The sequence below is a fragment of the Pseudomonas sp. TE3895 genome (genome assembly GCF_056278855.1).
On sequence record NZ_JBWBQE010000001.1, the window covers coordinates 5,564,982 to 5,577,894 of the forward strand.

Below are 12,913 nucleotides of genomic sequence, written 5' to 3' on the forward strand. Positions count from 1 at the left end.
CCTCCCTTCCAAATCAATATCTTGTTGTAACTTTTCGTTGTGCGCGGGGCTCTCATGCAGCAGCATACCCCCCTCCACAGCTTCAATCTGAACCTATGGCAATGCCAACATGGATGTTATGAATCCTCCCACACTCAAGCACAGAGCCAGCAAAACACTTTACCGCTGGCGAAGTGCCTCACTCGAAAGCCATCTTCGTGCTCTTGCCCCTCAATGGCGCGGAAGGGCGCTGGAGATCACGACCGAGACCTTGGGTGCGAATGCGTCATTCGTGAATTATGTGCGGCACCATCGCTTGCTGGACCCTTGCACCGGACAGCACGTCGAGATTGTGGAGAAGTCGATTCGCAAGGTGGCGCTGATCAGTAGCCAAGAGGCACGCTTCCATCGTGCCGAGGGGATGTTGGCGGAAAGCACGAATTTTCAGTATCCCGAATGCCTAGGCGTAATCGAGACTCCTTGGGAAAGCTTGATCTTTACCGAGTTCGTGCGCGGCAAGCCTCCCCATATGCATGTGATCGCTAGGCAACTGGCGCAAGGCATTGCCGAGCTTGAACACTTAAGCCACGTCTATTTAGTGTCGCAGCCTCTCGCCAAGGCCGCCCTGTATTGGAGCATGGACTTCTTCAGGCCTTGGTTCCTGCTGCGCCCACGCTTCAATTTTGCCCGCTGCCTTCCTGCGCTGGCGCAACTCGGCCTTGCAGACGAACGCTTTGCCGGGCTGGCTGAGCGCTTCAAGGCCTTTTTACCCGTGACTCGCGACATGGCAACCAAGGCCCGACGTAGCCCACGCTGCATCAGCCATATGGATTACCTGCGCAAAAACCTATTCGTAGACAATGGCCAACTGCACCTGATCGACTGGAGCGAGGTAAAGGTTGGGCGCATAGGCTTTGACGGCGGCGCCTACCTGGGCAGCCTGTTCCGGCGCAAGGACATGAAGGTATTCCTGGCAGCGCAGGCCGAGTTCATTGAGACGTACCGAGCAGCCCTGCCGGAGCGCTTCGATGTGGAACAGGCGCTAGGGAACTTGCGCTACGTGTTTCTCCTCACGGCGCTGTTCCATTGCTTGCGCCCAGAAACGGTCGCTGAGTACAAGGAGCGCGACCGGATGGGGTTATTGCTGGAGAAATACCACTATTTGCTGGGGATGCTGGAGCAGGAGTAGATGAGCTTTTGTACCCATGGGGAAAAAGCTTCGCGGGTAAACCCGCTCCTACAGGCGTGCGTTACGCTCCCAAGCGGCGTGGTACGCCGCGTTTTCGGGGAGTTTGCCGGGATAAGATGTCATTTTGATGCCATAGATCATCATCTGCACATATCGTCTAATTTCTTTTCGCGATTTTTGCTCAGCGGCACGCCTACAAATGTGAATTTGTATTAAGATTCGCCCTCCTTTGTTTCCACCGGACCCGCAGGGCTATAAGCCCATGCCGCCCCTTTGCTGAATGGATGCCGCTCCACGTATATGGACGACGCTTCGCCCCGCCCTCGCCTGCTGATCCTGTCAAAAGGAGCCCAGCGCATCAGTACGTTGCCTGCCTTGCTGCCCGAATTCGCGCTGCAAAGCGGTGCTGTGCGCGATGTCGAGCTCGCTGATTGGGTAATGGCCTGGGGCCGCAAGCCAAGCGCCATCAAGGCAATGGCCGAGGCGCACAAGGCTGGCAAGCCCGTTCTCACGCTGGAAGACGGCTTCATCCGTTCCGTGGGCCTGGGCGCCGACGAGCCGCCCCTGTCGCTGATCGTCGATGACGTGGGCGTGTACTACGACGCTTCCCAGTCGTCCCGCCTCGAACAGTTGATCGCCACGCCCCTCGACGCCGAGCAAACCCAACGTGCCCTGGCGCTTCGTGACCTGTGGCAGCAGCAACGGGTGTCGAAGTACAACGACGCACGCATCGAGCTGCCAGCGTTGCCGGCCGACTGCGTGCTGGTGGCCGACCAGACCTGTGGCGATGCCTCGTTGCAAGGTGCAGGGGCCAGCGACTTCCGGGCCATGCTGGAGGCGGCATTGGCCCGCTACCCGCATAGCACCATCGTGCTCAAGGTGCACCCCGACGTGGTGGCCGGGCGCAAGGCCGGGCACTTCGACCTGGCAGCGCTGGCCGGCAACCCGCGGGTGCAGGTACTGGCCCACAATGTTCACCCGGCCGATTTGCTGCCACGCATGCGTGCAGTGTTCGTGATGACGTCGCAACTGGGCTTCGATGCCCTGCTTTGGGACGTACCGGTGCACACCTGGGGCATGCCGTTCTATGCCGGCTGGGGGCTGACCGACGACCGCTTGCCGGCACCTTCACGCCGCAAGCCTGTGCCGTTGGCGCAACTGATTCATGCCAGCCTGGTGGCCTACCCACGCTATGTCTGCCCAGAACGTGGTCAGCCGTGTACGCCAGAGGTGCTGATCAACTGGCTGGGCCTGCAACGGCGGCACCGCAGCGTGTTGCCAAACACCGTACAGATGCTGGGTTTCAGCCGCTGGAAAGAACCGCTGGCAAACCTGTTTTTCAATGGCGCGGCCATTCGCTTCGTCAAGCCCGAGCAACCGCTGGCGCAAGACTTGCCCGTGGTGTCCTGGGGCTGCAAGCACGACACTCACCTTTGCGCCCACCCACTGCCCGTCAACCGGGTGGAAGACGGCTTTCTGCGCTCGGTCGGCCTGGGCGCCGGCAAGGCGCGACCGTTGTCGTGGGTGGTCGATGACCTGGGTATTTACTACGACGCCACCCGGCCTTCGCGCCTGGAGCGCATCCTGGCTGAAGAGCCCTTCGACCCGCAGTTGTTAGCCCGCGCGCATGCTTTGCGCTTGGCCATCTGCGCGGCGGGGCTGACCAAGTACAACTTACCCGGCGCCAGCTGGCAGCGCCCCCCGCATGCGCAACGGGTGATCCTGGTGCCTGGCCAGGTGGAGGGCGATGCCTCCATCCGCTTTGGCGGCAACCGTATCCGCAGCAACCTGCAACTGCTGCGCGCCGTGCGTGAGCAAAACCCTGATGCGTGGGTGTTGTACAAACCCCACCCAGAGGTACTGGCCGGCACGCGCGCCCGCGGTGACGACGAAGCGCAAACCGTGCACTGGTGCGATGAAGTGATCGGCGATACGCCACTGCAGCAATTGCTGGAAGTGGTCGACGAATTGCATGTGCTGACCTCGCAGTCGGGCTTCGAGGCCCTGCTACGCGGTGTGCCGGTGACGACCTATGGCCAGCCGTTCTACGCCGGCTGGGGGCTGACCCGCGACATGGACCTTCAAGCACCGGTGCAGGCACGGCGCAGCCGACAACTGACGCTGGACCAGTTGGTAGCGGGCACGCTGCTGCTCTACCCCACTTACGTAAGCCTGGTGACCAACCGCTTCACCACCGCCGAACGAACCTTATACGAACTACAAAATTGGCACGCCTTACCGCAGCCTGGAGCTCCCTCCCGATGGCAGGACTTGAAACGACGCTTGAGCAGTTTGTTGGGCATGAAGCGCCCGACCAACTGAATGCAAGGGCGACGCGTGGTCCGCTGCTGCGTATCCCGTCACACAATTTTCTGCTGCTTCAGGGTGTCAGTTCGCCCTTCTTCAGCCGCCTTGCCAAGGGGCTGCGAGATATCGGCCAGCGAGTGCACAGTGTGCGCTTCAACGTCGGTGACGCCCTGTACGGCCCCGGCGGCGCGCAGCTGACCTGCCCGCACGCCCCGGAAGACATGGAGGCCTGGTATTCACAGGTGTTCCGCCAACTGGGTATCACCGACCTGGTGCTATTCGGCGACTGCCGCCCGGTACACCGCCCGGCCGTGACCCTGGCGCGGTTGTCGGGTATTCGCGTGCACGTGTTCGAGGAAGGCTACTTTCGGCCCTATTGGGTGACGCTGGAGCGCGACGGGGTCAACAACAACTCGCGTTTGCCACGTGACCCGCAGTGGTACCGCGATGTGGGCAAGTACATTCCGCGCTATCAGAATGGCAACCCGTTCAAGCTGTCGTTCGCCGCACGTGCCACGCACGATGTGCTGTACCACGCCGGCGGCGCGCTGAACCGGCTGTGCTTCCCGCGCTACCGCACCCATGCCCCGTTCAACGCCGCCAAGGAGTACGCCGGGTTCATCCGCCAGGGCATGCGCCTGCTGCGCGCCCGTGTGCATGACGACGCGCTGGTGGCCGAAGTGGCCCGCGAGCGGCACCCCACGTTTTTGCTGCCCTTGCAGCTGGACAGCGATGCGCAAATCCGCGACCACTCGCCGTTCCAGAACATGACCCAGGTGATCGAGCATGTGATCGACTCGTTCTCGCTCAACGCGCCCTTCGATGCGCGCCTGCTGGTGAAAAACCACCCGTTGACGCCTGGGCTGGTCAACTACCGCAAGGTCACCGAGCAGTTGGCGCGCAAGTACGACGTGGCCGAGCGTGTCGACTTCATGGAAAGCGGGCACATGCCTACGCTGCTCTCGCACATCACCGGCATGATCACCGTCAACAGTACCGCGGGGGCTTCTGCATTGCTGCACCACCGCCCTACCTGCACGCTGGCCGAGCCGATCTACGCGATGCCGGGGCTAACCCATCAGGGCGGCCTGGATGATTTCTGGCAGCAGCCCGAAGCGCCCGACAACACGCTGTTTCAACGCTTCCGCAACACGGTCATCCACACCACCCAGGTCAACGGCGGCTTCTACACCGCCTGCGGCATGGACATGGCCGTGGCCAACTGCCTGGAAGTGCTGATGGCGAAAACCTCAAGAATCGAAAAATACCTATGAGTTCGCATGCCTCACCCCGCTGCATCCTCATCACCGGCGCCACAGGCGGTATCGGTGGCGCGCTGGCGCCTGCCTACGCCGCCCCGGGGGTGACGCTGATCCTGCAAGGCCGGCGCCAGGACCGCCTGGCCGAAATGGCCGAACAATGCCGCGCCCTGGGTGCCCAGGTGCTGCTGGAAGCCCTCGACGTGCGCGACCTGGACGCCCTGCGGGCAATGGTGCGCCGGGTAAGCGAGCAGCATCAGCCCGACCTGGTGCTGGTGGGCGCAGGGCTTAACACCGCCGTGGGCGCCAATGGCGAAGCGGAAGACTGGGACGACAGCCGCGCCCTGATGGAAGTGAACGTGATGGCCGCCCTGGCCACCGTCGAGGCCGCCCTGCCCGCCATGCGCAGCCGTGGCGACGGGCAGATCGCCCTGTTCAGCTCGCTGGCGGGCTGGCGTGGCTTGCCGGTCACGCCGACCTACAGCGCCAGCAAGGCCGCTATCCGTGTGTACGGCGAGGCCATCCGCGACTGGCTGGCGCCGGAAGGGGTGAAAGTGAATGTGATTGTGCCGGGGTATGTGGAGTCGAAGATGTGCTTCGAAATGCCCGGGCCTAAACCTTTTCTGTGGACCGCCGACAAAGCGGCCAGGCGTATCAAGCGCGGGCTGGCAGCGAACCAGGCGCGTATCAGCTTTCCGTTCCCGCTCAACCTGGGCACCTGGCTGCTGGGGCTTATCCCGCAGTGGCTTTCTTCGATGATCCTGCGTGGGTTGAAGTACAGTGATTGATGTTTCCATGTTGCCGGTCGCTTTGATCGGCCTGGGCTTGACCGTCGCGGTCGAGCGCCTGCTGGTTCCCCGCCCTGCCCTGCGTCGCCCGGCCGATTGCTGGCTGCTGCACGCGGGGCTGTGGTGTGTGGCCTTCGGGCTGTTGTATGCACTGACGGCGCGGCCGTTGTTCAGTGGCGTGAATGTGTTGCTGCTGTGGCTGCTGATCGTGCTGGTCAGCAACGCCAAGTATCACTCGCTGCGCGAGCCGTTTGTGTGTGCAGATTTCGAGTATTTCAGCGATGCAGTGAAGTTCCCGCGGTTGTACTTGCCGTTCTTTGGCTTTGGCAAGGCCGCGCTGCTGGCGGTGGGCTTTCTGGTTTACCTGTGGGCGGGGTTGAGCTTCGAGGTGGCGGGCGCGCGGCTTGAGGCGTTGCTGCCGTTGGCGCTGGGCCTGGGCTTGCTGCGCCTGGGGCATCGGCCTGTGAAGCCGAGCTTTGATGCCGAGCAGGATGTGCGTGGCTGGGGGTTGGCGGCCAGCTTGTGGCGGTACTTCTGGGCGGCGCGGGCGCCGGTTGACCGGGACGGGCTGGGCTCGCCGTTTGCTGGTGGGGCTGTGCCGGCCTCTTCGCAGCCGACAGTGGCCCAGGCCGGGGCGCTGCCGGACTTGGTCTCGGTGCAGAGCGAGTCGTTCTTCGATGTGCGTGGGCTGTGGCCTGGCGTGCGCTCGCAAGTGCTCGACCAGTACGACCTGTTGGCCAGCCAGGCGCTGGCCCGGGGCAAACTGCAGGTGGCAGCCTGGGGCGCCAATACGGTGCGGACCGAGTTCGCCTACCTGACCGGCATCCCTGCCGACCGGTTGGGCGTGCACCGCTTCAACCCGTACCGGGTGCTGGCCCGCCAAGGCCTGCCCAGTATCGCCTCCAGGCTCAAGGCGCAGGGGTACCGGACCATTTGCATCCACCCGTACGACGGTGGTTTCTATGGCCGCAACAAGGTGTTGCCGGCATTGGGCTTTGATGAATTCATCGATGTGAAGGCGTTCAACGCTTCCCAAAAGGCCGGGCCGTTCATTGGTGATTGCGCCGTGGCAGACAAAATCCGCGCGCTGCTGCAGGCGCCAGGCCGCACACAGCCGCTGTTTATCCATGCGGTCACCATGGAAAACCATGGCCCGTTGCACCTGGAAAGCGTAGCCGCGCACGAGCTGCCCGCCTGGTTCGACCGCCCGCTGCAGCCGGGCATGAAAGACCTGGCGCCCTACCTGCGGCACATCGGCAACGCCGACCGCATGCTGGGCATGCTGCGCGACACCTTGCTGGCCCAGCCGAACGAGGCGCTGCTGTGCTTCTTTGGCGACCATGTGCCGATCCTGCCCGAGGTGTACCAGGCTGTTGGTGCGCCCGCAGGTGATACCGACTACCTGGTGTGGTCCAACCGCCGCCAGCCTGGCTGCGGGGCCAGGCCAATGCCGGTGCAGCAGCTTTCCAGCACATTGCTGGGCCATGCCTTGGCGCCGGCAACCCGCCAGGACACGCCCATGGCCAGTGCCGGGGTAGCCTGACAACGTGGTGCGTATCGTTTTGGGATCGGACCTGTCGCCGGAGCGCGCCGCAGACCCTGCCTTGGCCCGCTTGCTGACCGAGGGGCGGGGGTCGCTGGCGTTCCTGATTGGCAATACGGCCTGCCGCTATCGCTTGCTGGGGTCGGCTATCCACTGGGACCGTGTGCTGCTGGCCTTCGACGGCGAGCAGGCACTGGGCTTTGCCGCATTCAAGCATGGCCGGCGCGGGCCGTTTGCCTGGCACTGGCGGCCGTTCGTGCGTGAGTTTGGCCTGTTGAGCGGCTGGGTGCGGTTTATCGGGTTCTGCCTGAGCGAACTGCGCGAATGGCGCTACCCGTTCTTGCTGTACGGGCTGCGGGTCAGCAAGGCCGCACGCCAGCACGGCGTAGGCTCGGCGCTGGTGCAGGCGTGCTGCGCGCACGCCGCCGGCCAGGGCTTTACCCAGGTAGAGCTGGAGGTGCCGCTGAGCAATCATCGGGCGCAGCACCTGTACCTGCATAATGGCTTTGCCCTGCGCCGCAAGCGCTGGGTGCCGTTCCCGCCGGTGCGCAACATGTGGCGGGCCGTGTAATGCACAACACACCGCCCTTTGCACCCCACTCGCCCGAAGGTTACTCGCCACCCGATGCCCTGGTAGACGGCACCGGCTGGGTCGGCATCATGTCGCAATGGGTGGCCTGGAAGGTCCTGCACCTGCCGCAGTTCCTCGGCCCGGAAGGCCCGCCCTTCTGGCTGTGGCGCCGCGGCCGCAAGGCGCCCAAGGGGCTCAAGGCCATTGCCGGTATCGGCTACAAGCAGTCGTCGGCCCATGCCCGGGTGCTGTGCCAGCGCTGGGGGCTGCCCTACATTGCGCTGGAAGACGGCTTTTTGCGTTCTTCTTCGCTGGGCATCGAGGGCGATACGCCGATGTCCATGGTGGTCGACCCGGTGGGCATCCACTACCTGGCCGACCGCCCTTCGCTGCTGGAAAACATCCTGCAGCAGCCCGAGGCGCTCAGCGCATATGAACTGAACTGCGCCCGCGAACTGATTGCCTTGATGCGCAGCAGCGGCATCGGCAAGTACAACAACGCCCAGGACCTGCCCGACGACGACCCGCTGGGCCGCGAGCGGCCGCTGGTGCTGGTGGTGGACCAGACTGCCGGGGATTATTCAATCCCGGGCGGCGGGCTATGCGAAGCCGACTATGTGCGAATGCTGGATGAGGCCCTGGCAGAAAACCCGGATGCCGACGTGCGCGTTCGCATTCACCCGGACTGCCTGGGCGGGCAAAAGCCCAGTTGTCTGCTGGATGCCGCGCGGGCCCGCGGGGTAACGCTGGAGGCGCGGCCGGTAGCCTGGGCGTCACTGGCCCGGCGTGCCCGGCGCGTGTACGTGGGTACCAGCCAGGCCGGGCTGGAAGCGTTGATCCAGGGCGTGCCGGTCACCTGCTTCGGGCTGCCGTTCTATGCGGGCTGGGGGCTGACCGATGACCGCATGGCCATTGCTCGCCGGCAGGCAAGGCCAGACCTTGTGCAACTGGTGGCGGCGGCCTATGTGCGTTACTGCCGTTATGTCGACCCATTGAGCGGCCAATTGACCGATGCCTTGACCGTTGCCCGCCAGTTGGCCAGCAAGAAAGCCCGCGATGCTGCGTTTGCCGGCCCCACCACGGTGCTGGGTGTGAAGCGGCACAAGCAGCACAACATCCGGCGTTTTTTCGCAAGCCGTTGGGGGCAGCTGCGCTTCAGCGTGGACGGCCCGCAACTGATAAGCCAGGTAGCGGCCGAACAGGGCCGGCTGCTGGTATGGGCTGCGCGCGAGCCGGCCGGCCTGGCCGAACGTGCGCGCCAGGCGGGGGTGCCACTGTGGCGGGTCGAGGATGGTTTCTTGCGCTCCACGGGGTTGGGGGCTACCAACAGCCCGGCGCTGTCACTGGTGCTGGACCGGGGTGGCATTCATTACGATGCGCAGTCTGCCAGCGACCTGGAGCAGCTGTTGCAGCATGGCGAATTCGACGCCCCATGCCTGGCCGAAGCGGCGCGCTTGCGGGCGCAGATCGTTGCCAGCGGCACCAGCAAGTTCAACCTGCGCAGCAATGTGCGCCCGGCACTGCTGGGGCAGCCGGGGCAGCGGCGGGTACTGGTGGTGGGCCAGGTCGAGGATGATGCCTCGGCGCTGTGCAGCGGTGGTGGTGCCGGGTGCAACCTGCGGCTGCTGCAACAGGTGCGCGCGCGGTTGCCGGATGCCTGGATTTTGTACAAGCCACACCCCGACGTGGAAGCCGGCAAGCGCCGCGGGCAAATTGCCCCGGCACAACTGGTGGGGCTGGCCGATCAGGTACTGGCGGGTGTGGACATCGCCAGCCTGTATGGCCAGGTCGATGCGCTGCATACGCTCAGTTCCACCGCCGGTTTTGAGGCCTTGCTGCGCGGGCTGCCGGTGGTCACCTATGGCACGCCGTTCTATGCCGGCTGGGGCCTGACCGAGGACCATCAGCCCTTGCCCCGCCGCACCCGGCGTTTAACCCTGGACCAGTTGGTAGCCGGCGCCTTGTTGCGCTATGCGCGCTATGCCGACGTCCAGCAAGACCTGCCCTGCGATGCCTGGCACGCCCTCGCCTGCCTCAGCGCGCCCCACCCGGCGCCGGTGGCCTATCGACGAGTGGCGCCGTTGCTCAACTATACCCGGACCATGCTCGGCTGTGGCCGGCCATTGGCCCCATCAAAGGACTAGATCATGCCTGTTTCGATCAAGGACATCGGCCGTTACGCGGCACTCCCCTGGCATTGCCTGCAGTTGGCTACCCATGCCAAGTCGTTCGAGAACAACCCGGTGCTGGGCAGTGCCCGGCTTAATGCCTTGGGCCTGCATGTGCAGCGTCGTCAGCTGGCGATGGCCATGGCTGGTTACCGTCGCAATGCGCTGGCCTCGCGGCTGGATGCTGGTGAGCGCGCGCATTTTGAGCAGAACGGTTTTTTCATTCGTGAAAACGCCCTGCCTGCCGAGCAGTTTGCGGCCTTGCGCGCCGAGCTGGGTGCATTGCGCAGCACCGGCTGGGAAATGCGCCAGGGCCGCGCGGTTACCCGCCGGGTCAGCCTTGACCAGGACGTGCTGGCGCAAAACCCGGCCAGTGCGGCGTTTGTGGCGGACCGTGGGGTGCGCGACCTGATTGCCTATGCGTCGTCCAATACCGGTGGCATTACCTACCAGTTGCAGTCGATCGTGATCGACGCCGCCAATGCCGACCAGGACCCGCAGACCCGCCTGCATGCCGACACCTTCCACCCCACGGCGAAGGCGTGGTTGTTTCTGGACGATGTGGCGGATGACCAAGGGCCGTTCAGTTATGTGCCGGGGTCGCACCGCCTGACGCCGGAGCGTTTGGCCTGGGAGTATCGTCAAAGCCTGGGGGCGGCGCGCTCCGGCGAGCAGATGCACCGTGAGGGTTCGTTCCGTATCGACGAGCCCGAGCTGGCGGCCCTCGGCTTGCCGCCGCCCCGTCGCTTTGCGGTGCCAGCCAACACCCTGGTGGTGGCGGACACGTCTGGTTTCCATGCCCGCTGTGCGAGCCATCAGGCCAGCCACCGCGTCGAGATTTATGCCAGCCTGCGGCGTAACCCGTTCATCCCCTGGCGCGGGGCGCACCTTTTTGCATTGCCATGGATTGCCAACCACCACATGCGCTGGGATATCCGGTTGAAGCGGTTGATGGGGTTTGGCAAGAAGAGCCATTGGCGGTTTGTGGAGCAGTTGAATGCGTATGAGGCACCGCATATCTGACCCACGCCCAGTCCCCGGCCCGGTGGCTGGACGCAGGCCGTCGTGTAGGAGCGGGTTTACCCGCGAAGAGGCCGGTCCTGCTGGCCAATATCCCTGGCCGGTCACCGTTGCTGCCGCCACCGTATTCGCGGGTAAACCCGCTCCTACGCTGATCGGGGGTGGGCACAGATCGGTGGGCACATTCTGCAATGGTTGAATCGCTGCTGGCGCCTGGAGGGCGTCTACGCTGGCTCGAACTATCGAAGCCTTCAAGGATGACCCCATGCACTACGCCCACGCCCACCATCTGCGCCGCCATCGGGTTTCACACCCCGGCAGGCTGTACATGCTGACAACCGTCACCCACCAGCGTCGCCCGCTGTTTCACAACTTCAACCTGGCCAGGCTGGTGGTCAATCACCTACGCCAGGCAGACCGGGAAAACAGCTGCGTCACGCTGGCCTGGGTGGTCATGCCCGACCATGTGCATTGGCTGATAGAACTGAAACAGGTGACGCTGGCCACGTTGATGCGCCGCTTCAAATCAAGGTCCAGCCATGCCTTGCACAAGGCCGGCGTAACAACCACCCCCATCTGGCAGGCGGGCTACTGCGATCACGCCATGCGCAAGGATGATGACCTGCTCAACGCCGCTCGCTACATCATTGCCAACCCGGTCAGGGCCGGCCTGGCACCCAATGTTGGCGAATACCCACACTGGGATGCCATTTGGCTGTAAGCGTGGCCCTCACCCCAGCCGCGCCATCTCCTGCGCCACCACCGCCACGGTATGCCTGATCTGCTCTTCCGTATGCTCGCAAGACACAAAAAACCGCACCCGCGCCGAATGCTCCGGCACCGCGGGGTACAGGATCGGCTGGGCATTGATGCCACGCTCGAACAGGGCGCTGGACAAGCGGCCGGCCTTGAACGAACTGCCGGTAATCACCGGGATCACCGCCAACCCGGTACTGGTCGCCGTGTCCAGCCCAGCTTCACGCGCCAGGCGCAGGAACAGCTCCCCTCGTGCCTGCACTTGCGCTACCCGCTCGCTGTCTGCAGCCAGCAGCTTCAACGCTGCCAACGCAGAGGCCGTGACCGCCGGCGGCATGCCAACACTGTACAAGAAGCCCGGCGCCAGAAACTTCAGGTGCTCGATCAGTGCCGTGCGGCCCGCAATGTACCCGCCGCAACTGGCCAGGGTCTTGCTCAACGTTCCCATCCAGATGTCGACGTCATCGCCAGCCAACCCATAGTGCTCGCGAATTCCTTTGCCCGTCGCACCCATCACCCCCAGCGAATGAGCTTCATCCACCATGAGGAAAACCTTGTGCTTATGCTTGAGCTCGACGAACCGGGGTAGCTCGGGGTAGTCGCCGTCCATGCTGTAGATGCCTTCCACCACCACCAGCACCCGCTCGAAGTGCTGGCGTTGCTCGCCCAGCAGGCGGTCCAGCGCCTGCCAGTCGTTGTGGGCAAAACTCAGACGGCGGGCACCGGACAGCTGGATACCCTGCAACACGCTGTTGTGAATCAGCTCGTCATGCACCACCAGGTCGCGTGGCCCGAACAGGTAGCCGATGGTGGTGACGTTGGTGGCGTGGCCGCTGACCATCACCACCGCATCGTCCACCTCGTACAGGCGCGCCAGTTCGCGCTCCAGCTCGCGGTGCAGCGGGCGGTCGCCAGAAACCGGGCGGCTGGCCGACACCGAGGTGCCGTAGCGGTCGATCGCCGCCTTGGCCGCTTCGGCCACGGTCGGGTGGCCGGAGTAGCCCAGGTAGTTGTAACTGGCAAAGTTGAGAAACTCGCGCTCGCCAATCTGCGTCTGGGCACCGGCGGTGCCCTGGTGCATACGGAAGAACGGGTTGCTCACGCCCAGCTGCATGGCACTCTGCTGGATTACCCGCAGTTGCTGGTACCCCGGGTGCTGATCAAAGCGATAGTGCGCTTCGGGCACCTTCAGGGCAGCCTGCTGTACCTGCTCCAGGGTGGCGCCCTGCTCGCCCTCGGCAGCCACATGGCGGCGCCGGGCGAGGGCTTGCTGGATCAGGCGTTGCTTGGCATCACCACCAAGGCCGGTCGGGGTTCTGGCTGTCATCTGGCA

Annotated in this window: 10 protein-coding genes; 9 read left to right on the plus strand and 1 reads right to left on the minus strand. The window is 64.2% G+C overall.

Annotation, left to right across the window (positions count from 1 at the left end):
- The first annotated feature begins 109 nt into the window (after positions 1-109).
- The 9 genes from ACZ889_RS25220 to ACZ889_RS25260 all read left to right on the plus strand — a co-directional run bounded on the left by ACZ889_RS25220 (position 110) and on the right by ACZ889_RS25260 (position 11,545).
- Positions 110-1,168, plus strand: coding sequence for a phosphotransferase family protein (locus ACZ889_RS25220; RefSeq protein ID WP_476238922.1), 1,059 nt, complete (start codon positions 110-112; stop codon positions 1,166-1,168).
- A gap of 300 nt (positions 1,169-1,468) precedes the next feature.
- A complete protein-coding gene (locus ACZ889_RS25225; RefSeq protein ID WP_476257925.1) occupies positions 1,469-3,490 on the plus strand; it encodes a capsular polysaccharide biosynthesis protein in 2,022 nt (673 codons plus the stop codon).
- Positions 3,430-4,749 carry a capsule biosynthesis protein gene (locus ACZ889_RS25230; RefSeq protein WP_054888763.1) on the plus strand — a complete coding sequence of 440 codons (1,320 nt, stop codon included), beginning with the start codon at positions 3,430-3,432 and terminating at the stop codon, positions 4,747-4,749. Before ACZ889_RS25225 ends, ACZ889_RS25230 begins: the two co-directional genes overlap by 61 nt.
- Entirely contained in the window at positions 4,746-5,522 is a 777-nt protein-coding gene (locus ACZ889_RS25235; RefSeq protein WP_003252728.1) for an SDR family NAD(P)-dependent oxidoreductase, read from the plus strand. The genes ACZ889_RS25230 and ACZ889_RS25235 overlap by 4 nt, the downstream gene beginning before the upstream one ends.
- Positions 5,523-5,529: 7 nt before the next feature.
- A complete protein-coding gene (locus ACZ889_RS25240) occupies positions 5,530-7,065 on the plus strand; it encodes an LTA synthase family protein (RefSeq protein WP_476257926.1) in 1,536 nt (511 codons plus the stop codon).
- 4 nt (positions 7,066-7,069) lie between these two features.
- A complete protein-coding gene (locus tag ACZ889_RS25245; protein ID WP_012053362.1) occupies positions 7,070-7,636 on the plus strand; it encodes a GNAT family N-acetyltransferase in 567 nt (188 codons plus the stop codon).
- Positions 7,636-9,780 (plus strand): capsular polysaccharide biosynthesis protein, encoded by a 2,145-nt coding sequence (locus ACZ889_RS25250; protein ID WP_476257927.1) that lies wholly within the window; start codon positions 7,636-7,638, stop codon positions 9,778-9,780. The genes ACZ889_RS25245 and ACZ889_RS25250 overlap by 1 nt, the downstream gene beginning before the upstream one ends.
- A 3-nt stretch (positions 9,781-9,783) precedes the next feature.
- Positions 9,784-10,827 carry a phytanoyl-CoA dioxygenase family protein gene (locus ACZ889_RS25255; protein ID WP_004577660.1) on the plus strand — a complete coding sequence of 348 codons (1,044 nt, stop codon included), beginning with the start codon at positions 9,784-9,786 and terminating at the stop codon, positions 10,825-10,827.
- Positions 10,828-11,089: 262 nt separating this feature from the next.
- The gene (locus ACZ889_RS25260; RefSeq protein WP_476257928.1) at positions 11,090-11,545 is read left to right on the plus strand and encodes an REP-associated tyrosine transposase; all 456 of its coding nucleotides are present in this window, start codon (positions 11,090-11,092) and stop codon (positions 11,543-11,545) included.
- Positions 11,546-11,554: 9 nt separating this feature from the next.
- On the opposite strand, the gene ACZ889_RS25265 is transcribed toward ACZ889_RS25260, so the two are convergent.
- Positions 11,555-12,907 carry an aminotransferase class I/II-fold pyridoxal phosphate-dependent enzyme gene (locus ACZ889_RS25265; RefSeq protein ID WP_476257929.1) on the minus strand — a complete coding sequence of 451 codons (1,353 nt, stop codon included), beginning with the start codon at positions 12,905-12,907 and terminating at the stop codon, positions 11,555-11,557.
- Positions 12,908-12,913: the final 6 nt, after the last annotated feature.